This is a genomic window from Pseudomonas sp. NPDC087358 (genome assembly GCF_044900785.1).
Taxonomy (GTDB): domain Bacteria; phylum Pseudomonadota; class Gammaproteobacteria; order Pseudomonadales; family Pseudomonadaceae; genus Aquipseudomonas.
Genome location: NZ_JBJDOA010000010.1, coordinates 79,256 through 100,719 on the forward strand (window position 1 = coordinate 79,256; position 21,464 = coordinate 100,719).

Genomic DNA, 21,464 nt, shown 5'->3' on the forward strand with positions numbered 1-21,464 from the left:
TTTGCCGGTCCGCTGCTGATTCTGGCCGCAGGCCGTATGAGCACGCTTGCTGGCGTTTGCAGACCTGCTGTTGATTCTGGCCGAAGGCCGTGGGGCACGCTTGCTGGCGTTTACAGATCTGCTGTTGATTCTGGCCGAAGGCCGTGGGAGCAAGCTTGCTCGCGTTTGTAGATCTGCTGTTGATTCTGGCCGAAGGCCGTGGGAGCAAGCTTGCTCGCGATCTGGCGCGAAGCGGCAGCAAGTCCTGCGACTGTGGTATGCCTGGAACACCCGAGACCTCTGCATCCACTGCCGGTCCCCGGCAGATCGTCGGCAAGCCGAACTCCCACGCCCTCTGGGCAGAAGCAGGACACGGCGCGCCCTGCGCTGTTGATTCTGGCCGAAGGCCGTGGGAGCAAGCTTGCTCGCGATCTGGCGCGAAGCGGCAGCAAGTCCTGCGACTGCGGTATGCCTGGAACACCCGAGACCTCTGCATCCACTGCCGGTCCCCGGCAGATCGTCGGCAAGCCGAACTCCCACGCCCTGCGGCCAGACTCATAAGCACGCGGCGCTATGGAGGGATCGTTCCCACGCTCCGCGTGGGAATGCAGCCCGTGACGCTCTGCGTCACCCCGCAGGCGACGCGGAGCGTCTGGGGAGGTGCTACCACGCGGAGCGTGGGAGCCATCAAGCGTTGGGTAATCCTGGCTCGTCAGCTCGCCCGTGTTGCATTCGCTCTGATGAAGAAATCCGGACGAAGACATCAGCAAAACGGCCTGAATAAATTTGCGGTCAACCATAGAATCTCCCACGCCCTTCGGCCAGAATCAAAAGCAGGGGGCCGCAACAGGGGGCCATTGCTTCTGCCCGCAGGCCCTCAGATGCCACCCGCTTCTGCCCGGAGGGCGTGGGAGTTGGTTTGCCGACGATCTGGCGCGAAGCGCCAGCAAAGCCTGTTGACGCGATGCACCTGACCCGCCGCGCCGTCTGACTCTACTGCCGGTTCCCGGCAGATCGCTGGCAAGCCAAGCTCCCACGGCCTGCGGCCAGAATCAAAAGCAGGCGGCGTAAGGGGGTCTATCGCTTCTGCCCGCAGGACGAAAGAGGTCGAGCGCTCCCAACCACCGGACGTCAGATGTTCACCCGCTTCTGCCCGGAGGGCGTGGGAGTTGGCTTGCCGACGATCTGGCGCGAAGCGCCAGCAAAGCCTGTTGACGCGATGCACCTGACCCGCCGCGCCGTCTGACTCTACTGCCGGTGCCCGGCAGATCGCTGGCAAGCCAAGCTCCCACGGCCTTCGGCCAGAATCAAAAGCAGGCGGCGCAATAGTCCAAAGCTGCTTGAGGAGCTTGTTTGAAACCATAGAATCTCCTCCAGTGTGGGAGGCGTCTTAGCGTCCGGCCGCGGGCTGTCTGTTCAATTCTGCATCGCCGGGCATGTTCAGCACGCAAGAGGTGCCGCCGGGGGTATACATCATGGCCACACAACGGTTGCAGGCAGTGCAGATTGAGTCGCGACTGGCGCCGCTGGCGAGCTTGTTGACGTAGTCACTTTCGGCCAGCAACACCCGGCCCATGGCAACCAGATCAAAACCCTCGGTCATGATCTGTTCGATGCTTGTCAGGCTCTTGGCGCCTCCCAGGTAAGCCAGGGGCATTTTCACCGCTGCACGCACCTTGCGTGCATGCTCCAGCAGATACAGCTCTCTGAACTCCACCACCGGATCGGTTCGACGCTGAATGGCCATGGCCAGGGCAATGATCTTGTTTTTCTGCTGCACGCGGTTTTCCTTGGGAAACGAGGAACCGAACATGGTCGTGATCGACTCGGCGTTCATCCCGGCGCTGAGCACCAGCAGGTGCGCGCCCTCCTCTTCGAGCATCCGGGCGATCTGCGCGCCGTCTTCGGCACTGTTACCGGCACTCACGCCTTCGGTGATGCTGTACTTGCAGATCACCGCCAGCTCCTGGCCGACCGCATCCAGCACGGCGCGCAGCACCCGGCGCGGAAAACGCAGGCGGTTTTCCAGGCTGCCGCCGTACTGATCGCGGCGCTTGTTGTACAGCGGCGAAATGAACTGGCTGAGCAGGTAGCCGTGACCCATATGGATCTCCACCGCATCGAAGCCCGCCTGACGTGCCAGGCGCGCACCCTGCGCGAAATCACGTACCACTTGTTGCATATCGGCTTCGTTCATTGCCTGTTTGAAGAACATGCCGCTGAGCAGGCCGATCTTGTTGAAGCCGCCACTGGCCGACAGCGGACGCTTGGTGGAGCGTTCGCGAATGAAGGTAAAGCAGCCGCCATGAGTGATCTGCGCGCTGGCAAGACCACCGGCCTGATGCACGCCGTCAGTCAGGGCCTTGAAGTGAGGCAGGCTGGCCTGGCTAAGCGTCAGTTGGTTGGGCAAGGTGCGTCCATCGTTGCTCACTGCGCAATAGGCCACGGTGGTCAGCGCCGTGCCGCCAGCGGCGAGGTCCGAGTGCAGCTTGACCAACTGCCTGGAAGGCACACCCTGGGCGCTCATGCCCTCGTTGGTAGCGGCCTTGATGAAGCGGTTTTTCAGCGTCAGCGGGCCGATGGTAAAAGGGCTGAACGGTGATGCGATCGGACGAGGATTCATGCTACGCCTCTCATTATTGATTTCAGGCTGGATGGGCAGGCAGCGTCGCCAGATCGCGACGTAGCCGCGCGCATCAGAATGTGTACTTGGCGTTGAACGACAGGTAATCGCGGTCTGCCAGCAGGCGACCTTGTGCGACATCCGGCGAACTGAGATAGGCGACATAGGTCATGCCAAACTGGAAATTGCCCAGGTACTTGAAGTCGCCACCCACCGTAAGACGCTTCTCGGCCCTGCCCAGACCCTGATAGGCGCTGCCGTCCACGTTCTGCGTCCAGACCACTTTGGTGGACAGGTCCAGGCCGGTGGCGATGGAGGGATAGTCCATGTACGCGCCGAGGCCCAGCAGGGTCGAACCCCGGGTCTGCGTCGCCGACTCGAGCTTGTCGAACGTACCGTCCACGCCAGGCCCGCCGCCCGTGATGGTCAGGCTGTCGACCCCGGCGATATGTTGATGCACCACTTCGCCAAGGAACGTGGTCTGCTGGGCCAGCAAGCTGGGCCCCAGGATGTAGGAGGCATTGAGGTTGCCTTGCCAGATCTGCCCGGTGGTCGGTGCGCCGTTGTTCAGATAGACCGAAGCCCCGTCGCGGTAACTCAGGTCGCCGGCGTACTGCACCGAATCGCCGACCTTGGAGCTGAAACTGATACCGGTCAACTTGACGTCTTCGAAGTAACCCAGGCGATAGGACATGGCGGTGCCATCATGACCAATGCTCTTGAGCGATGAGTACTGGGTGGCGCCGGTAAAGTCGAAAAACAACGAGCCCACGCGCTCGTTATAGCGGTAATGGAACAGCCCCACCTCGGTGTTCTCGGTAATCCGGTAGCGCACACCCAGGCCCCACTGACCACTGTCGCCGGGCTTTTTCTGACCGGCGTAACCGACCGCCAGGCCATTGGGCAAACGCTCGACCATACCGCTGCCCAGGCGATAGAACTCAGCACCTGGACCGAAAGTGTCGCTGCCGAAGTAGTCGCCGACGGGGTTGAGCTGGGTCTTTTCCCATTCGTACTGGTAGTAGCCGACCAACGCCAGCTTTTCATTCAATGACCAGGAACCGGACACCTGCCCCACCGGCAGGTACGAGTCCTTGGCCTCGGTACCCGGCACGTTGAACTTGGTGGCATCCACCGGGGCCTGGCCCTGGCTGATGTTGGGCCAGAACAGGCTCTCGCCCCAGGCCACCAGATGTCGCCCGGCCTTGAGCGACAGGTACTGGGTTTCACCCACATCGAAGTTGCCATACACGTAGGCATCGAGCAGGCGCGCCTTGCTGCCACTGAGTTTGCGGGTGTCATCACTGAAACCATCGTTGTGCCCGAGTTTGTTCACGGTTTGCAGCGAGTCGTTGTCGTTGCGCTGGTTATACACCTCGTCATGGAAATCGCTGCCTCGCAGCACCGCCCCGAGGTTGTCGTGTTTGAGTTGCAACTCGCCGAACAGGCTCAGGCGATTGTTGATCAATGAGCCGCGTTTGAAGTTGCGCGTGCCGTCGTCGTTGTTCGGGTCATTGAGGTACTGACCGGCCTGTTTGGCGGTACGCATGGATGCGGTGTAATTGACCGTCAGCGACGAATCTAGAAAGGTGTCCTCTCCCAGTTGGATGGTCGGCGCGGCGCTGGCGGTTGCACTGGCGATGCTGATGGCCGTGGTCAACAGTCCCCGACTTGTGATCAGGTTGGCCGAATGGCGAAAAACCGTGTCTCGCGTAAACATGCTCATCTCCGTTTTGTTGTTGTTATTTCTGTCGGTGTCAGCACGGCGCGCAACCAGCGTTTGCGTGCACATCGTCCGTCTGGTCACAAGCCTGCTCATGCCTGAGCGCGTTCAGCCACCAGCGCGCGCAGTTCGTTTTTCGCCACCTTGTTCGATGGGTTCAGTGGCAAGGCGCTGAAAAAGCGCACATGGCGCGGCACTTTGTAGTTGGCCATCTGCTCACGGCTCCAGGCGACCAATTGCGCCTCGTCCAGCTCACTGCCGTGACGAAGCACCACGCAGGCGCAGCCAACCTCGCCCATGCGTTCATCGGCGATGCCGATCACCGAAACCTGGGCAATGGCCGGGTGCCTGATCAGTGCCGCCTCTATTTCCGCCGGGTAGCAGTTGAAGCCGCCAACAATGAACATGTCCTTGAGGCGGTCAGTGATGATCAGGTTGCCCGCTTGATCCAGCCGACCGACATCGCCGGTGTGCAACCAGCCATCGGCATCGATGGCCTCGCGGGTCGCTTCAGGATTCTGGAAATAGCCCTGCATGATGTGAAAGCCTCGCAGGCAGATCTCGCCGGTTTCTCCGGGGCCTAGCAGCTGATTGTGCGGATCACGAATGCTTGCTTCGGTGCCGGCAATGGGGCGCCCGCTGGTGCCGGCGATCACCTGCGCCGAGTCTTGTGGGTCGCAGATGGTCGCCAGCCCGCCGCACTCGGTCAGGCCGTAGGCCGTCGTCACCACGGCAAACCCGAGCTCGTTGCGCATGCGTTCGATCAGGCTTGGCGGGATGCTGGCCGAGCCGGTCACCGCAATGCGCAGGCTCGACAGGTCGGTTTGCTTGAGCAACGGGTGAGCCAGCAGCGACAGATACAGAGTCGGCGCGCCAGGCAAGACGCTGATGCGCTCACGGGCGATGCGCTGGAATACCTGTTCGGCATCGAACACCGCATGCGGCAGGATAGTCGCGCCGCCGATCAGGCACGTCAGCCAGCCGGCCTTGTAGCCAAAGGCATGGAAGAAAGGGTTGACGATCAAGTAGCGGTCGCCTGGCACCAGGCCGATGACCTTGACGTATTCGCTGAAGGCCCGCAGGTTCTGGCCATGGCCGCTCATCACGCCCTTGGGTTTGCCGGTAGTGCCAGAAGTGAACAGCAAATCGCAGATATCATCGGGACCGACCGCCAGTGCACGGCGAATGGCACTGTCAGGGTCGATGGTCGCCGCGCCGCTGAGCAACTGCGCCAGCGTCAGGTCTGAAGAACGACCCTCGGTGACGCCGTCGAGAATCACCTGATGCTCGAGGCTGGCCGGCCGATGGGGCGCGAGCAGCGCCGGGTAGTCGACGTCGAGAAAACGTTTCTGGACAAACAGCAAGCGGCAGCCACTGCGCTCCAGCACATCGGCCGCTTCCGGGCCTTTCATGCGTGTGTTGATCGGCACCAGCACCGCGCCGGTGCATTGGATACCCAGCGCGGCGAGGATCCAGTTCGCGCTGTTCGGCGCCCAGATACCCACCCGGTCACCGGCCTTGATGCCTATCGCCATCAGGCCCCGGGCAACGCGCATGACCTGCTCGGGCAACTGCTCGTAGCGGATGGATTGACCGTTGTCCTCAATGGCCGTGCGGCCTGCAAACTGTTTTGCACTACTGAAGACCAATTGGGCCAGGGTAGCGGGAGCTGTACTCAGGGGCGCGGCAGGGTTCAGGCTCAGATTCATCGTAGGCTCGGACTGGTCATTCAGAGGTTTCATTCGGGGAAGCGAATACGTAACTGCGCGCTGACGGGCACCGCCTGGCAGGCAAGAATCCAGCCTTCGGCCAGCTCGCCCTGGTCCAGTGCATCGTTGTGCAACATCTCGACGTCGCCGCTTTCAAGCGTGCACATGCACGAAGCGCAACCACCGACACGGCAGGCGCTGGGCGGCTTGAGACCGGCACGTTCCATGGCAGCGAGCACGGTTTCACCGCTGTCGCAGGCCAGCTGGTGGTCCTCGCCATCCAGGCGCACCGCCAACTGTGCGGCCACCGCCGCCTCGCTGCTCACCGGTGCCAGCTCACCCTCACCTGGCAATGAGACAAAGCGCTCGACGTGCACCCGCTGTTTCGCAACGCCCAGCTGGTTGAGCGCGCTGACCGCCGCGTCCATGAACGGCGCCGGACCACAGATGAATGCCTGAGCGTGGACCAATGGCCGCGCCAGTTCGGCCAGTTGTCCGATGCTGGGAATGCCCTGCACCGAATCGAGCCAGTGGACGATCTGCAAACGCTGCGCATGGGCGCTGGCCAGAGCCTTGAGTTCATCGCGAAAAATCACCGACGCCTCGTCTCGGTTGGCGTAGATCAGCAGGATCCGTCCGCTGCCGGCGAGCAACGCCGAACGCAGGATGGACAGCACCGGCGTCACCCCGCTGCCTGCGCCAAACAGCAGCAAGTCGCCATCGAGGCTACGTGGCACAAAGACCCCGGCCGGCGGCAGCACCTCCACGCTCTGCCCGACTTGCAGGGTGCCGCACAGCCAGTTCGAGGCGCGCCCGTCGCGCACGCGCTTGACGGTTACCCGCAGCGGTTCATCCAGCAGCGGCGTGCTGGACAATGAATAGCAACGCGGCAGCCAGCCATCCTCAAAGGGCACACGCAAGGTCAGGAACTGGCCCGGTTGGTAGCGAAAGTGTTCGCCCAGATGGGCCGGCACGTCGAACTCCAGGGATCGCGCATCGGCGGTTTCCTCGATGACTCGCGCCACACGCAGGGCAAGATAGTGGTTCATAGGTCAGGTACTCATGACCACCGGCCCGCGTGGCGCGGGCCGGTGCAAATCCAGGGGTGTCGGCACCGGCGTGACGGCCTCAGACGTACGGGTCGGGGTTGGGCAGGCCCATCAGCACCGCGCCATAGCTGCGCCCGTAGGCCATGTAGTTGTTGGCGATATGCCCGCGCGCCTGGTGCAGATCGCGGAACAGTCGCGCCACCGGGTTGCTGCTATAGAGGCCCGAGGCGGCCATGCTGCGCAGCAGATCGTTGACTCGCTCGGCACAGATGTTGGTTACATAGGCCGACTGGTAGCGGTACAGCAGGCGGGTTTCGGTGTCCGGGTACTCGCCGGCCCGGGCCAGGCTCATCAGATGCTCGTAGTTGCGCTCCAGTACAAGGCGCAGGCTGTCCACCGTGATCATCGCTTCGGCAACCGCGGTTTGCGCCACCGGATCTTCGGCTGTACGCGCGCCATGCTTGCCGATGTGCCTGGCGGCGTTGTCGCAGAACTCGTTGATCGCACCTTGCAACGCGCCAATGGCCGAGGTCGAGACGGCGCGCGAGAACACCTGGGCAAACGGGATCGCATAGATCGGATTGGTATTGACCAGGCGGCCGGGCGTGGCCTCAAGGGTCCAGTTGTTGGTGCGCTGCACCCGGTGGGCCGGGACGAATATATCCTCGACCACGATGTCATGGCTGCCAGTGCCGCGCAGCCCCAGCACGTCCCAATTGCGCTCGATCCGATAGTCCCGACGCGGCAGCAGGAAAGTCCCGTGCTCGGCAGCCAGGTCGCCATCGGCAGGCAGGATGCCGCCCAGCAATACCCATTGGCAGTGCTCGCTGCCGCTGGAAAAACCCCAACGCCCACTGATGCGGTAGCCACCTTCGACCACCGTGACCTTTGCCGCTGGCATATAGGTCGAACAGATCAATGTGTCGTGATCATGCCCCCAGACTTCGCGCTGCGTCTCGATCGGATAACGCGCCAGCTGCCAGGGGTGAACACCCATCACACCGTAGATCCAGGCGGTGGACATGCAACCTTCGGCGAGGATGCTCTGGATTTCGAAAAAGGTCCGCGGGTCCACTTCATAGCCACCGAACGCACGCGGCTGCAACGCCCGCAGCAGGCCGGCAGCCTGCATCTGGGCAACGCTCTGCTCCGACACTTTGAGGTCGATGTCGCCCTGCGCCGAGCGCGCTCTGAGCTCCGGCACCAGGCTGCGTGCACGTTCAAGCAGATCACGTTCGTCCTGGGTCTTTTCTCGCATGCTGTGCATCACTCCATTCTCCCGATCTCAACTGCGCCATTGCGCAAGCTGTTGTGGATCATCGGATCGAGCGAGCGATCATTCATCGTCAAAGCGGACTAGGGCGGCTACCCGGGGCCGAGCCACTGGCCGCTGCGGCACCGCTCACACCGCTAGTCCGTTGAGACGATGCCCGGCAGGGGCACGGCTGCCAGACTCGACACACCAAAAGCCGACCCCACGGAGCCAGGGCACATGAGCATTTTGCAGCGTTTCCAGATGCACGGCAGCGTCGCCATCATTACCGGCAGTGGCCGGGGAATCGGCCGGGCGATTGCCCTGGCCTACGCTCAGGCCGGTGCCGATGTAGTGTGCTCGGCGCGTTCGCTGGAGGAGGTGCAGGCAGTGGCCGAACAAGTGCGTGGTCTTGGCCGGCGCGCCCTGGCCATCGCCTGCGATGTCAACGACGCCGAGCAACGTCAGGCGCTGGTCCGCCAGAGCGTGGAGCACATGGGTCGTATCACCCATCTGGTCAACAACGTCGGCGGTGGCGGGCCAAATGATCCGTTGACCCTGACGCCCGAGCAGTTCGCGCAGGTGCTGAACTTCAACGTCGCCACCACTTACGCCTTCTGCCAGTTGTGCGTGCCGCTGATGCGCGAGGCCGGCGGCGGCAACATCATCAATATCAGCTCGGTGGCGGCGCGTTATGCCCAGCGCCATTTCAGCGCCTACGGCACGGCCAAGGCCGCCCTGAGTCATCTCACCCGCCTGCTGGCCCAGGACTTCGCGCCGCAGATCCGGGTCAATGCCGTCGCCCCCGGCCCTACCCTGACTGAAGCGCTGAACGGGGTGATGCCGGCTGCCATGCGCCAGGTCATGGAAGCCAATACCCCACTCAAATGCCTCGGCACCCCGGAGGACATTGCCGCCGCCGCGCTCTACCTGGCCAGCCCCGCGTCGGCCTGGGTCACCGGCAAGATCATCGATGTCGATGGTGGTGCCGACTCGTCGGTCTGGCCCGGCTGAACCGACGCCTTATGCCTGTCCCTGTTGAGAGGGGCAGGCTTTTTTCTTCCTGCCATCTGGAGCCCTCGCCATGGACGCCCATTTGATTAACGCGCTCGGTGACGAGCTGTTCAATGCCCTGCGCAACCGCCAGACCCTCGAGCCCCTGACCCGCCGGTATCCGCAGATCACCCTGGAGCACGCCTATCGAATTTCCCTGCACTTTCTGCAGCGCCGAGAAGCACTCGGCGAGCAGGTGATCGGCAAGAAAATCGGCGTCACCAGCCGGGCGGTCCAGGAAATGCTCGATGTTCACCAACCGGACTTCGGATTTCTCACCAACGCCATGCAGGTCGAGGATGACTGCGATGTCAGCCTGGCCCGCTATAACCTGATCCAGCCCCGCGCCGAAGGGGAAATCGCCTTCATCCTTGGCCAGGACTTGCAAGGCCCCGGCATCAGCGCCGAGGACGTATTGGCCGCGACAGAGTCGGTGGTGCCCTGCTTCGAAATCGTCGATTCGCGAATCCACGACTGGCAGATCCGCATCCAGGACACCGTGGCCGATAACGCTTCATGCGGTGTGTTCGCCCTCGGCACCCAGCGTATCGATCCGCGCACGCTGGATCTGGCTGCCGTGCACATGCAAATGCTGAAAAACGATGAACCAGCAGGGTCAGGTCTGGGATCAGCGGTGCAAGGACATCCCTGCGCAGCGGTGGCCTGGCTGGCCAATACCCTGGGCCAGCTGGGCATTCCATTCCGTCGCGGCGAAATAATTCTCTCCGGTGCCCTGGCGCCGCTGGTGCCTGTGATTGCCGGCGACCGCATCCGTCTGTCCATGAGCGGGCTGGGCGACACCAGCCTGCGTTTTGTCCCGTGATGACCCCCTTCCTCTTCTGGAACCCAAGACCATGAACAAGAAGATCAAATGCGCGCTGATCGGACCGGGCAACATCGGCACCGACCTGCTGTACAAACTGATGCGCAGCGAGGTGCTCGAACCGGTGTGGATGGTGGGCATCGACGCCACCTCCGAAGGCCTGGCACGCGCGCGCGAGCTGGGCCTGAAAACCACCGCCGAGGGCGTCGACGGCCTGTTGCCCCACGTGCTTGAGGACCAGATCCAGATCGCCTTCGACGCTACCTCGGCCTATGTACACGCGCAGAACTCGCGCAAACTCAATGCCCTGGGTGTGTTGATGATCGATCTGACCCCCGCGGCCATCGGTCCGTACTGCGTACCGCCGGTCAACCTCAAGGCACAATTGGGCCTGGGCGTGATGAACGTCAACATGGTCACCTGTGGCGGCCAGGCCACTATCCCGCTGGTGGCGGCAGTGTCCAGCGTGCAACCGGTGGAATACGCAGAAATCATCGCCACCGCTGCCTCCAGGTCAGTCGGCCCCGGCACCCGCAAGAACATCGATGAGTTCACTCGCACCACCTCCAGGGCCGTGGAAAAGGTCGGCGGTGCGAAAAAAGGCAAGGCGATCATCATCATCAACCCGGCCGAGCCTCCACTGATCATGCGCGACACCGTGCACTGCCTGACCGCCAGCGAACCCGATCAGCCGGCCATCACTGCAGCCATCGAGGCCATGATCGAGCAAGTACAGCGCTACGTACCTGGCTACAAGCTGGTCAACGGGCCGGTGTTCGACGGCAACCGGGTGTCGATTTTCATGGAAGTCGAAGGGCTCGGCGATTACCTGCCCAAATACGCCGGCAACCTCGACATCATGACCGCTGCTGCAGCGCGCACCGCCGAGATGTTCGCCGAGGAAATTCTCAAGGGCGAGCGCGTGCTGCACGCCACTGCCCAAACCGCCCAGGCATAAGGAGCCGACCATGGATCTTCGCGGAAAAAGCATCACCGTTCACGACATGTGCCTGCGCGACGGCATGCATCCCAAGCGTCACCAGATCAGCCTGCAACAGATGAAAGACATTGCCAGCGGCCTCGACGCCGCTGGCGTGCCGTTGATCGAAGTGACCCATGGAGATGGCTTGGGCGGCAGCTCGGTCAACTATGGTTTCCCGGCGCACACGGATGAGGAGTACTTGTCAGCGGTGATTCCGTTGATGAAAAAAGCCAAGGTCTCGGCCCTGCTGTTGCCGGGTATCGGCACGGTCGATCACCTGAAAATGGCCCATGAGCTGGGGGTCAATACCATCCGCGTGGCCACCCATTGCACCGAGGCCGATGTCAGCGAGCAGCACATCACGCACGCCCGCGGCCTGGGCATGGACACTGTCGGCTTTCTGATGATGGCGCACATGAACAGCCCCGAAGGCCTGGTCAAACAAGGCCTGCTAATGGAAAGCTATGGCGCCAACTGCATCTACCTGACGGACTCGGCAGGCTACCTGCTGCCGCATGACGTCAGCGCCCGGGTAGCGGCGATGCGCGCGGCACTCAAGCCTGATACCGAGATCGGCTTCCACGGCCACCACAACCTGTCGATGGGCGTGTCCAACTCCATCGCCGCGATTGCCGCCGGGGCCAACCGTATCGATGCTGCCTGTGCGGGTTTGGGTGCCGGTGCCGGCAACACGCCAATGGAAGTGCTGGTGGCGGTGTGCGACCGCATGGGCATCGACACCGGGGTGAGTGTGTTCGGTATCCAGGACGTTGCCGAAGATCTGGTGGTACCGATCATGGACTTTCCTATCCGCAGTGACCGGGATGCCCTGACCATGGGCTATGCGGGCGTCTACGGTTCGTTCCTGCTGTTTGCCAAGCGCGCCGAGAAGAAGTACGGCGTGTCAGCCCGGGAGATTCTGGTCGAAATGGGACGGCGCGGCATGGTCGGCGGCCAGGAAGACATGATCGAAGACACTGCCATGACCCTCGCCCGTCAGCGGCAACAGGCGTAACACCCGCACCTGCCGATTGATCGTGCCCATGCAAGCGTGGGCACGATCAATCCATGCTTAACGCCAATCAGCAACGATCTTGTGTTCCAGCGCAAACGGCTGCGCGGCAATCGTCCGGCGCTGGAACTGCGGCGCTTTTTCGGCGGTGGCCAGCCACAGCATCACGGCGGCCGGTACCTGCGGCGGCGCACTGCCGGCACGCAGCGCGATCAGGCCATTTTCGCCGATGGTGGCTTTGAGCGCCTCGGTGGTGACGACCCCGGGATTGAGGGTGTAGGCGCAGACACCGGCGGCCCCCAGTTCCGTGCTCAACACTCCGGACAGCCGCGACACTGCAGCCTTGCCGGCCCCATACGCGTAACCCCAGCCACCCTTGCCTGGCGCCACCGGAGGGTCGCTTTCGCCAGCGCCGGAGGTGACATTGATGACCACCCCGCCACCGCGCATGACCATGTGTTGGGTGACTGCCTGGGTCAACAGCAACGGCGTGAGGATGTAGCCCTTGAACATCCGCTCCAGGGTTGCGGCTTGCAGATCCATGAACCCGGCGTTGAGGTCGCTGCCCTGGTAGATCGCATTGTTGATCAACACATCGATGCGTCCGTATTCGGCCAGCACCGCCTGGCAGGCCGCCAGCGCCGAAGCGCTGTCCAGCAGGTCCATGGGCACGACCAGTACCCGGCAACCGAGATCGCGCAACGCCTGCGCAGTGCCGTTGAGGCTGCCGGCCAGCGGCGCACCGGCCGCGTCACGAAGGGCATGCTCGTGCTGCTCACCCTCGTTCAGGGTCCGGGCGCTGATCGCCACGTCGAAACCGGCGCGGGCAAATGCCAACGCCGCCTCGCGACCAATACCCCGGCTGGCGCCGGTGATGAATGCCACTTTATTCATGCAGATTTCCTTGGCGTGAATCCGAATCGAATGCTTGAGTCAAAAGCCCACATCAGAAGCGCGAGGCGCGGAGCATGGCGTCACTGCCACCGTCGACAAACACAACGCTGCCATGCACGAAAGAGGCGTGCGGCGATTGCAGGAAAGCGACCATCGCAGCGATCTCGTCAGGACGCCCGGAGCGGCCCAGGGGCGCGACAAAATCCCGGGTCGCCTGGCCAAACCGCGCATCGTCCAGCGACGCCTGGTGCAATGGCGTTGCCACAGCACCAGGCGCCACCACATTCAGACGCAGGCCCTGCTTGCCCCAGCTCAGCGCCAGGCCACGGGCGTACTGACTGATGGCCAGTTTCGAGGCAGCATAGGCAACGTGCGACTGGCCCAGGCTGTTGGCCAGCGCCACCGCCTGGTCTTCGTCGCCGGCGAGCATTGCATCAACCATCGATTGACCATTTGGCCCCGAATGCGTGGCCGCCACCGAACCGATCACCAGCGCGGCCGCTTGCTGGCCCCGGGCCAATGCGCCCTGCAGGCCGTCGAGCAAGCGGCTGACGCCAAAGTAGTTGACCGCCAGCACCAGGCCGCAAGTGGGCGCCGTGACGCCGACTCCGGCACAGCAGATCAGGCCATCGAGAACGCCGTCGCTCAATTCCAGCACTTGGGCGATGGCGGCGTCACGCCCCTGCGGGGTAGAGAGGTCGGCGATCACCTCGGCGTTGCTGCGGTCGATACCGATGACCTGGTGTCCTGCAGCGCGCATGGCGCTGGCGACGGCGGCCCCGATTCCCGAGGCACTCCCGGTAATGGCGGTGATAGGCATAGTGGTTCTCCATGATAGGTCCGCGCAGTATCGACACGGCGATGACCTGACGGCATCGTCCACGCAGACTAAAAAAACTTGCATGAATGCCCGCGACACCGGCGAATAAATGGCCGGTGCGGGGCTGCGGGCTCAGGCCTGGCGATACATCGACACGGCCAGTTGCGGCGGCGGAACCCTGACTTTATCGGCCGCTTTCAACGTCAGCCTGGGCTTGCCCAGGGCTACGACGCTATTGAGCATGATCCGCACAAGCTCGGTCTGGCGGCGCACGCCGGTCTTGGAGAAGATCGAGCGCAAGTGGGCCCGTGCGGTATTGCGCCGGATGTTCAAAGCCTCCGCCGCTTCCTCCAGCGACAAACCGTTGGCCAGTTCCATGGCCAGCGCGGTTTCGGCCTTGGTCAGGTTGAACAGCTGCTTGGTCACCACTTCGCTGGCCAGGGATTTGCTCGACGCATCGCGGATGTACACCAGCGCCGCAGGCTGGCCCTTCTCTTCGGCCCAGTCCAGGGAGGGAATCGATTCGACCACTACCCCCAGATTGACCAGCCCCGACGGCCGCGTGACTGACATGGCCTCGGCGCTTTTCGGTGCATCCGGGTCGAACGCGCTGCGAATCAGGCGTTGCAGTTCGCGATTGTCGCTGGGGTAGGTCGCTTCCAGGCGCCCACCCACCAGCTTCAGGCCGTCGGAACGGGCCAGTATTTCCTCGGCCACCGGATTGATTTGCAGCACGCTGCCGCTCTCGTCCAGCACCAGGGTTGCCACCGACAGCCGACTGATGGCCTGGGAGTACAACTCGCTCAGCGATTCGCTGCGATCAAGCAGGTTGTGCAACTGTGAGGCACGCCGCAGGTGCGGCAGCAAACCGGTGCACAGCGCCCGATCACTGGCTGAGAAGTTGGCTGCGCGTTTGGGGCGGGTGATGCGCAGGCGCAGCTTGCCGCCGTCCGGGGTGGAAATGTCAGCACCCATGAGGTGGTAAACGTCATGGGGGCCGCAGAACATCTTGAAGTAGACGTTATGCTCCCACTCTGCGGAGCTCATGATGTCGTCCACGGTGAAGACGTGGTCCAGCGGCTGATTGGCAAACGGTGTGTTGGTTTGCGGGTAGGTCATGTACCGGACATTCTCGGCAGTTTCGAAGTCGCCGACGATGATCATTACCCCTGTATCAGGCTGGTCCGGCACCCGCAGGATCAGCGTGACAAGGTTGGCGTCGAAGAGCTTGAGAAAGCTCTTGAGGGCCAGGGCCATCCGTTTCGGCTCCAAGGCGCCGTCATAGACTTCGCCGACCAATTCGTTGTAGCGCGCAAGGTCCAGACCAACGCTGGCCAGGGCTTCAGGAGTCAAGAGAACATTGTGCATGGTCGTTTCCTCGCTCGGGTAAGGGCGCGTGGCCCTCCCCTTATTATTTTTATAATTTCGGCTGGGGGGACCTCAGGCCTCCCCCTTCTTGAACGCTTCTTGCCTTCCCGGTCCGCTACCGGACCCCACCTCAGTCTCCCTATGGTCTGCACGCTCCACAATAGGTCCCGCAGGTTTATTTCGTGCTAGGGGGAATCGCTCAGGACAGCGCTGTTTTTGGCCCTGGCTTGAGGCTGTGCCGCCACCGGTTGGCGTATGCGCTGAACAACCAGCGGGCGACCGCGATTGAACCAGGCGGCCAGCGCCGGCAGGAGGAAGATCGCCCCGAGGACGTTGACCAGAAACATGAATGACAGCAACACCCCCATATCAGCCTGGAATTTCAATGGTGCGAACGCCCAGGTGCAGACACCGATGGACATGGTCAGGGCGGTGAACACCGCCGCTGTGCCGCGCTGACACATGGCCTGGTAGAACGCCTCGCGCAGGCTGGAGCCGCGCAGCATTTCGTGCTGGATGCGCTCGTACAGATAAATGCCATAGTCCACGCCCACACCGACACCCAGCGCCATCACCGGCAACGTGGCGACCTTCAGGCCGATCCCGAGCAAGGTCATCAGGGCGTTGCACAGAATCGCGACAATCGCCAACGGCACGAGGATGCACAACACCGCGCGGATCGACAGGAAGGTCAGCCAGCAGAACAACGCGACCGAACCGAACAGCGCCCCCAGCATGATGATTTCGGCGTGTTTGACCGCTTCGTTGGAGGCAGCCATTACCCCGACATTGCCACCCGCGAGCAGGAACTCCACTTGCGGCGAGCTGACCTGGGCAATGATCTGCCGGGCTTCGGCGATTGCGTGGCTGATGGTGCTGCCTTCGTGGTCGGCGAGGAACACCAGTATCTGCATTTGCTGGCAGCCATCGGTCACCAGCCCGTCATCCGGCATGTAGGCACGGGCACCCTGGCTCAGCCCCCGGGACGAGCCAGGGATTGCCGCCCAGCGCGGATTGCCTTCGTTGTTGCCGGCGATCACCCGCTTACCCATGTCCGCCACGCTCTGCACCGACTGCACGCCCGAGACCGAGCGCATGCGGAAATCGAAGGCTTCGACCGCACGCATCACGGCAGGCGACAGGCAACCTTCGTCGACGCCCTTGACCTGGACGAATACCGACAGCACATCGAGGCCGATGGAGTAGCTGTTGATAATCCTGGCGTTGTCCTGGTTGTAGCGCGAATCGGCCCGCAGCTCCGGCGCGCCGGCGCCGATATCCCCCACCGCCAGGTCCCGGGCTTTATAAGCCCCGGCCGACAGCAACAGCAGGCTCACGGCAAACACCGCCAGTGCCGGCCCGGGTTCGGCCAGCGCCGACAGGCGCCACCACAGCCGGTGCCTTCCAGCCGGCCGTGATTGCGCCCGCCGCAATAGCGCCGGTTCCAGGCGCAGGTAGGAAATGATGATCGGCAGCATCAGCTTGTTGGTGATGATCATCAACATCACGCCGATGCAGGCCGTGACGCCCAGTTCGTGGACGATGGGAATGTCGATCAACATGATGACCGCGAAGCCCAGAGCGTTCATCAACAACGCCAGAGAGCCTGGAATGAAAATCTTGCAGAACGCCGAGCGCGCCGCTTGCCTGGAGGTTTGTCCCGTCAGCACGTCTTGCTTCCAGGCGTTGGTCATCTGCACCGCATGCGACACGCCGATGGAAAAAATCAGGAACGGCACCAGAATCGACATCGGATCGATGCCCAACCCCAGCAAAGGCAACAGGCCCAGCAACCAGACCACCGGCAGCAACGCGACCAGCAACGCCACCACCGTCAGACGCAGGGAGCGTGAGTACAGCCACAGCAACAGACCGGTGATCACGAAGGCCACGACAAAGAAACCGATCACCGTGTTCAAGCCCTCGACCACATCGCCCACCAGTTTGGCGAAGCCGACAATGTTGATCTCGATATCGGGGCTGTTGTATTTGCCACGAATGGCTTCCAGACGCTCGGCGATGTCGACATAGGACACCGACCGGCCGGTCTTGGGATCGGTGTCCTGCAGGTCGGCACGGACCATCGCCGACTTCAGGTCATTGGCCACCAGGCGCCCGACTTGACCCGAGGCTGCGGTGTTGCTGCGCACCTGTCCCAGATCCTCAGGGGTGCCGCTAAAGCGCGGCGGCACCACGACGTCGCCAAAAAACCCGTCTTCGGTAATTTCGATGTAGCGCACATTGGCCGTGAACAGCGACGTCACGCTGGGACGGCTGACCCCAGAGATAAAAAACACATCGTCGGTGACTTTGCGCAGGGTTTCCAGGTATTCGGCGTTATAGATGTCCCCCTCGCCTTTCCAGCGCACGCTGACCAAAAACCGGTTGGCACCGGTGAAGTAGCGGCTGAACTTGAGAAAATTGACCATGTACTCATGACGCACCGGAATCTGTTTGTTGAACCCGGGATCGAGTTGCGTGTGAGTGGCGCTGTAGCCCAGACCCAAGGTCACCAGCACAAACAGCAACAGCAGGCCCTTGCGCCAGGCCATCAGGTGGTCGGCACAGGTTTCGACGCAGCGCGTCACCCAGTGTTTATCTTGATTCATCGCTTGCCCCTCATTTACTGGACCACCTGTGTGGCCGCCAGGGCAGCGACGCTGCCACCTGCTCCTTGCAATACACCGCGTTCACCACCGACCAGCAGGCGCGAGCCGACCATCGTCGCCGAGGTCAGGGTGCCAAGCCCGGCCAGCCGCGTGACACCGATCAACGCGCCGCGCGCATCAAGGCGCACCATCGAGCTGCCAGCGCCGACGATCACCAGGCCCGCGTGATCGGGCAGCACCACATGGCCATACAACGGCAGTTGGTTGCCCAGCTTGACCTGGGTCCAGCTCTGGCCGAAGTCGTGGCTCACGAAGACATGCCCACGCATGCCGTAGGTCACCCAGTTCTCGGCACTCAGACGCACGACGCCAAACAGCGAGCCGCTGTAGAACGGTGCCAAGGTCTGCCAGTGTTGGCCGTTGTCGGTGGTACGCAGCACCAGCCCTTGCTCGCCCACCAGCATGCGCCGGCCATCGTCGGCGCCCGCCATGCCATAAAGGTGGGCGCTGTCAATGTCCAGGGGTTGCGGTGTCCAGGTCTGCCCGGCATCACCGGACTGGTAGAACTTGCCGAAGCTGCCAAACGCCAGGACCTTGTCGCCCCCACCGCTCCAGATTCCCAGTAGCGGTTCGCCCAGATCGCCGTCATAACGCGTTTCCTGCCAACTGCTGCCGGCGTCCACCGAACGCAGAATCCAGCCATCGTGACCGACGGCCAACAAGCGCTTGTCATCCAGGGCTATCACAGCGGTCAAGGTGGCGTTCCGTTGCGTGGGCACGCTGGCTGGCTGCCAGCTCACGCCCTGGTCATCGCTGAGCAGGATACTGCCCCGCTCGCCCACGGCGATCACGCGCGAGCCCAGATTGAGCAAGCCATTGATCTGCACCCGGTCCGGACGCGTGGCCAGCACCCCTGCATCCACTGGGGTCTTGGGGAAGAAGGTGTAGCCAATGGTCAAGGCGACCACAATGCAGACAACGTAGCCGATCACCGAGCGCATGATGAACACTCCTGCGCGGGGCACTCGTGCATAGGGCAAGTCATAGGGCCAATCCTCTTGTTCTTGTAGGCGCCAGGGCAAGCAAGGCCATCGAAAGGGCAATGCTTGTGCGCGATAGTCGGCGCAAGGGGTGGGAGGCACATCGTCCAAATGGCCTATGCAATGGCGCGAATGGCGCCGTGGCGGGATGCTTGCGGCAGGCTGATCGAGCGCAGTGGCTCTATCGAAGGGCAGCGCTGGCCAAGGTGCGGCAAACCTGACGGGTACTGCCCGCTCGCCGGCGGCGGCGCCTGTGAAAGCGTCACCGCCGGCAACCCGCCTGCTACCGAGGATCAATCGCCCCGCTATGCATCAGGCGATGTACAGGATCACCAGGTCGTTGATCACCGACGGTCGGTCCTGGCCCACCACATGGGTATTGAGCTCCAGGGTCAGCTGCGTGCCGCGTGCCAGGATCTCGACTTTTTTCACCCGCGCTCGCGCATGGATACGCGAGCCGGCCGGCACCGGTGCCGGGAAACGCAGGCGGTCGGAGCCATAGTTGATCTGCGTGCTGAAACCGCTGATTTCAAAACCCAGCGACAGCTTCATTCGCGACTGCAGCACCTGGACCAAAGCGCCATGGGCGATGGTGCCGCCAAACGGGCTTTGCAGACGTGCCCGCTCGGGGTCGGTGTGGATCCAGTAATCGTCGCCCGACAACCGGGCAAAGGCGTCGATCAGTGCCTGATCGACCAGCACCACGTTGCTCCAGTCGCTGTACTCCTGGCTGACCAGCGCCTGCAACGCCGGACCATCGTTGAGATCGATTTGCCGAACCGCCGGTTGTTCCGCCACCGTCGGCAGGGCATCGCTGTCCAGCGCGGGCAGTAGCTCCAGGCTTGGCGCATGCTTGTCGACGCCGGTGAAGCGCAACAGGCGGTCGCCCTTGGCACCGACTTGCGCGAACACCGGTTGCAACGGCATGCCGATGCGGATCTCGGATTCGTCCAGCCCTACCAGGTTGGTATTGATCCGCACCCCCTGGGACAACTCGACCACCGCCAGTTTCTGCGGCATTTCATCCATGAAGTCCGGCAAGGTGGCGATGCGCGTGACGGTGTAGCTGTACAACGTTGCCGCACCGTCGACATCGCGCCAGCTCAGATCGTGTTCCAGGCAACGCGGGCAATGCCGGCGCGGGTAGAAGTTCCAGTGTTCACAGGCGTTGCATTGCTGGATCGACAGGCGGCGGGATTTCAGGCCTTCCCAGAATGGCGCGGAGATAGGCGTTGCGACCGGCATCGGTTTGTTATTGGACATGTGCTTATGCTCCCTGGAGTATCAATGCGCCCTGCTCACTCATGACCCCGCCGGTGCCTGAGACGTAGACATTGTCGCAGCGCCCCAATTGACGCTCTCCGGCGCTGCCGGCGATCTGCGTCACGGCCTCGATCACCTGGCTCATGCCACCGGCCGAGGCCGACTGGCCAAAACTCAGTTGCCCACCGTGGGTATTCATCGGAAAGTCGCCACGCCAGGTCAGGTCGTGCTCGCGGACGAACGCCATGCCCTCGCCCTTGGCGCAGAAACCTGCGTCTTCAAGGGTCAGCAAGGTGGTGATGGTGTAGCAATCGTAAATCTGCGCGGCGTCGACATCCCTGGGCTTGAGCCCGGCCATGGCAAACGCCCGCTCAGACGCCGGGCCAATGGGCGTGTTCAACATGTCCTGGGCATAGGATGGCGACTTGAATGCCAGATGTTCGCCAAACCCGGTAATGAACGCCGGACGTTTGCGCGCCCGCGCAGCCACTTCCTTGTTGGTGATGATCAGCGCCGCACCGCCGGCCACCGGCATGACGATTTCCAGGACATGCAGCGGGTCCGCCACCCTCCTGCTGGCCAAGACCTGCTCAATGGTCAGTGGCTGGCCGTAGAACATCGCCTGCGGGTTGGCCAGCGCATTGCTGCGCTGATCGACGGCAATCTTGGCCATTGCGCGCTGGTCGTAGTCGTACTGCGCGGCATAACGCTGGGCAATCATGGCGTAACCGGTGTTCTGCCCCATGTGCCCGTAAGGCAGGTCGAACTCGGCCTCCGGTGCGCCATAAGCCGTGCTGTGTCCACCAAAACGCATGGACCGGGCCATCCACCCGGCATCCTCATCAGGCCCCAACGGCGCCATGCGTGCAGGAATGACGCACAGCACCGCCTGGCATAGCCCCAGTTCAATGGCGGCAGCAGCGCGCCAGACCATGCCCACCGAGGTGCATCCACCCAGGTCCACCACTTCAGCGAAGTTCAGGCGCAGGCCCAGGTACTCGGCGGCCATGGCCGGTACGAACACCGAAGCCTCATGAAAATGCGGGCCGTTGATCACCAGTCCATCGAGGTCCGAGGCCTTGAGCCCGGCATCACGCAGGGCCTGGGCTGCCAGATCGGCGACTTGCTCAAGGTGAAACATCCTGGGCGCGGTTGCGTACTTTTCCGGTTTGTACTGTGCGCTGCCAACGATGGCAGCGTGGCCTTTGAGCCCCATAGCCCCTCCATGCCGCGATATCAGGCGGCGGTCATTTGCGAAAATTGTT

General features: G+C 62.7%; 16 protein-coding genes. 4 read left to right on the forward strand and 12 right to left on the reverse strand.

The features are described 5' to 3' along the window. Nucleotides 1-1,369 precede the first annotated feature (1,369 nt). From ACI2KS_RS21710 to ACI2KS_RS21730, 5 genes are all read right to left on the reverse strand, one after another. Nucleotides 1,370-2,602, reverse strand: a complete 1,233-nt coding sequence (locus ACI2KS_RS21710; protein WP_404623062.1) for an NADH:flavin oxidoreductase — start codon at nt 2,600-2,602, stop codon at nt 1,370-1,372. Nucleotides 2,603-2,675: 73 nt separating this feature from the next. Then, nucleotides 2,676-4,322: a DUF1302 domain-containing protein gene (locus ACI2KS_RS21715; protein ID WP_404623063.1), complete on the reverse strand. Its 1,647-nt coding sequence runs from the start codon at nt 4,320-4,322 to the stop codon at nt 2,676-2,678. Between the two features lie 95 nt (nt 4,323-4,417). Continuing rightward, the gene (locus ACI2KS_RS21720; protein WP_404623064.1) at nt 4,418-6,034 is read right to left on the reverse strand and encodes a FadD3 family acyl-CoA ligase; all 1,617 of its coding nucleotides are present in this window, start codon (nt 6,032-6,034) and stop codon (nt 4,418-4,420) included. Nucleotides 6,035-6,063: 29 nt separating this feature from the next. Then, nucleotides 6,064-7,083 carry a 2Fe-2S iron-sulfur cluster-binding protein gene (locus ACI2KS_RS21725; protein WP_404623065.1) on the reverse strand — a complete coding sequence of 340 codons (1,020 nt, stop codon included), beginning with the start codon at nt 7,081-7,083 and terminating at the stop codon, nt 6,064-6,066. Between the two features lie 79 nt (nt 7,084-7,162). Continuing rightward, a complete protein-coding gene (locus ACI2KS_RS21730; RefSeq protein ID WP_404623066.1) occupies nt 7,163-8,350 on the reverse strand; it encodes an acyl-CoA dehydrogenase family protein in 1,188 nt (395 codons plus the stop codon). A 225-nt stretch (nt 8,351-8,575) separates the two neighbouring features. Here ACI2KS_RS21730 and ACI2KS_RS21735 point away from each other — a divergent pair, with 225 nt between their 5' ends. The 4 genes from ACI2KS_RS21735 to dmpG all read left to right on the forward strand — a co-directional run bounded on the left by ACI2KS_RS21735 (nt 8,576) and on the right by dmpG (nt 12,208). Continuing rightward, entirely contained in the window at nt 8,576-9,349 is a 774-nt protein-coding gene (locus tag ACI2KS_RS21735; protein ID WP_404623067.1) for a glucose 1-dehydrogenase, read from the forward strand. Nucleotides 9,350-9,419: 70 nt separating this feature from the next. Beyond that, nucleotides 9,420-10,211: a fumarylacetoacetate hydrolase family protein gene (locus ACI2KS_RS21740; protein WP_404623068.1), complete on the forward strand. Its 792-nt coding sequence runs from the start codon at nt 9,420-9,422 to the stop codon at nt 10,209-10,211. Between the two features lie 31 nt (nt 10,212-10,242). Further along, nucleotides 10,243-11,169 carry an acetaldehyde dehydrogenase (acetylating) gene (locus tag ACI2KS_RS21745; protein WP_404623069.1) on the forward strand — a complete coding sequence of 309 codons (927 nt, stop codon included), beginning with the start codon at nt 10,243-10,245 and terminating at the stop codon, nt 11,167-11,169. Nucleotides 11,170-11,179: 10 nt separating this feature from the next. After that, the gene (gene dmpG, locus ACI2KS_RS21750) at nt 11,180-12,208 is read left to right on the forward strand and encodes a 4-hydroxy-2-oxovalerate aldolase (RefSeq protein ID WP_404623070.1); all 1,029 of its coding nucleotides are present in this window, start codon (nt 11,180-11,182) and stop codon (nt 12,206-12,208) included. A 57-nt stretch (nt 12,209-12,265) separates the two neighbouring features. On the opposite strand, the gene ACI2KS_RS21755 is transcribed toward dmpG, so the two are convergent. From ACI2KS_RS21755 to ACI2KS_RS21785, 7 genes are all read right to left on the reverse strand, one after another. After that, entirely contained in the window at nt 12,266-13,099 is an 834-nt protein-coding gene (locus ACI2KS_RS21755) for an SDR family NAD(P)-dependent oxidoreductase (protein ID WP_404623071.1), read from the reverse strand. Nucleotides 13,100-13,151: 52 nt separating this feature from the next. Then, a complete protein-coding gene (locus tag ACI2KS_RS21760; RefSeq protein ID WP_404623072.1) occupies nt 13,152-13,919 on the reverse strand; it encodes an SDR family oxidoreductase in 768 nt (255 codons plus the stop codon). A gap of 132 nt (nt 13,920-14,051) precedes the next feature. Then, a complete protein-coding gene (locus ACI2KS_RS21765) occupies nt 14,052-15,287 on the reverse strand; it encodes a LuxR C-terminal-related transcriptional regulator (RefSeq protein WP_404623073.1) in 1,236 nt (411 codons plus the stop codon). A gap of 185 nt (nt 15,288-15,472) precedes the next feature. Further along, nucleotides 15,473-17,896: an RND family transporter gene (locus ACI2KS_RS21770; RefSeq protein WP_404623074.1), complete on the reverse strand. Its 2,424-nt coding sequence runs from the start codon at nt 17,894-17,896 to the stop codon at nt 15,473-15,475. A gap of 14 nt (nt 17,897-17,910) precedes the next feature. Then, complete coding sequence (locus tag ACI2KS_RS21775) at nt 17,911-18,897, reverse strand: WD40/YVTN/BNR-like repeat-containing protein (RefSeq protein WP_404623075.1); 987 nt, start codon at nt 18,895-18,897, stop codon at nt 17,911-17,913. 351 nt (nt 18,898-19,248) lie between these two features. After that, nucleotides 19,249-20,199 (reverse strand): OB-fold domain-containing protein, encoded by a 951-nt coding sequence (locus ACI2KS_RS21780; protein WP_404623076.1) that lies wholly within the window; start codon nt 20,197-20,199, stop codon nt 19,249-19,251. 4 nt (nt 20,200-20,203) lie between these two features. Further along, on the reverse strand, nt 20,204-21,415 hold the full coding sequence (locus ACI2KS_RS21785; protein WP_404623077.1) for a thiolase family protein: 1,212 nt from the start codon (nt 21,413-21,415) through the stop codon (nt 20,204-20,206). Nucleotides 21,416-21,464: the final 49 nt, after the last annotated feature.

Coding starts and splice junctions, on each gene's coding strand:
- ACI2KS_RS21710 (WP_404623062.1), bottom strand. CDS start 2,602: ATGAATCCTCGTCCGATCGCATCACCGTTCAGCCCTTTTACCATCGGC.
- ACI2KS_RS21715 (WP_404623063.1), bottom strand. CDS start 4,322: ATGTTTACGCGAGACACGGTTTTTCGCCATTCGGCCAACCTGATCACA.
- ACI2KS_RS21720 (WP_404623064.1), bottom strand. CDS start 6,034: ATGAATCTGAGCCTGAACCCTGCCGCGCCCCTGAGTACAGCTCCCGCT.
- ACI2KS_RS21725 (WP_404623065.1), bottom strand. CDS start 7,083: ATGAACCACTATCTTGCCCTGCGTGTGGCGCGAGTCATCGAGGAAACC.
- ACI2KS_RS21730 (WP_404623066.1), bottom strand. CDS start 8,350: ATGCACAGCATGCGAGAAAAGACCCAGGACGAACGTGATCTGCTTGAA.
- ACI2KS_RS21735 (WP_404623067.1), top strand. CDS start 8,576: ATGAGCATTTTGCAGCGTTTCCAGATGCACGGCAGCGTCGCCATCATT.
- ACI2KS_RS21740 (WP_404623068.1), top strand. CDS start 9,420: ATGGACGCCCATTTGATTAACGCGCTCGGTGACGAGCTGTTCAATGCC.
- ACI2KS_RS21745 (WP_404623069.1), top strand. CDS start 10,243: ATGAACAAGAAGATCAAATGCGCGCTGATCGGACCGGGCAACATCGGC.
- dmpG (WP_404623070.1), top strand. CDS start 11,180: ATGGATCTTCGCGGAAAAAGCATCACCGTTCACGACATGTGCCTGCGC.
- ACI2KS_RS21755 (WP_404623071.1), bottom strand. CDS start 13,099: ATGAATAAAGTGGCATTCATCACCGGCGCCAGCCGGGGTATTGGTCGC.
- ACI2KS_RS21760 (WP_404623072.1), bottom strand. CDS start 13,919: ATGCCTATCACCGCCATTACCGGGAGTGCCTCGGGAATCGGGGCCGCC.
- ACI2KS_RS21765 (WP_404623073.1), bottom strand. CDS start 15,287: ATGCACAATGTTCTCTTGACTCCTGAAGCCCTGGCCAGCGTTGGTCTG.
- ACI2KS_RS21770 (WP_404623074.1), bottom strand. CDS start 17,896: ATGAATCAAGATAAACACTGGGTGACGCGCTGCGTCGAAACCTGTGCC.
- ACI2KS_RS21775 (WP_404623075.1), bottom strand. CDS start 18,897: ATGCGCTCGGTGATCGGCTACGTTGTCTGCATTGTGGTCGCCTTGACC.
- ACI2KS_RS21780 (WP_404623076.1), bottom strand. CDS start 20,199: ATGTCCAATAACAAACCGATGCCGGTCGCAACGCCTATCTCCGCGCCA.
- ACI2KS_RS21785 (WP_404623077.1), bottom strand. CDS start 21,415: ATGGGGCTCAAAGGCCACGCTGCCATCGTTGGCAGCGCACAGTACAAA.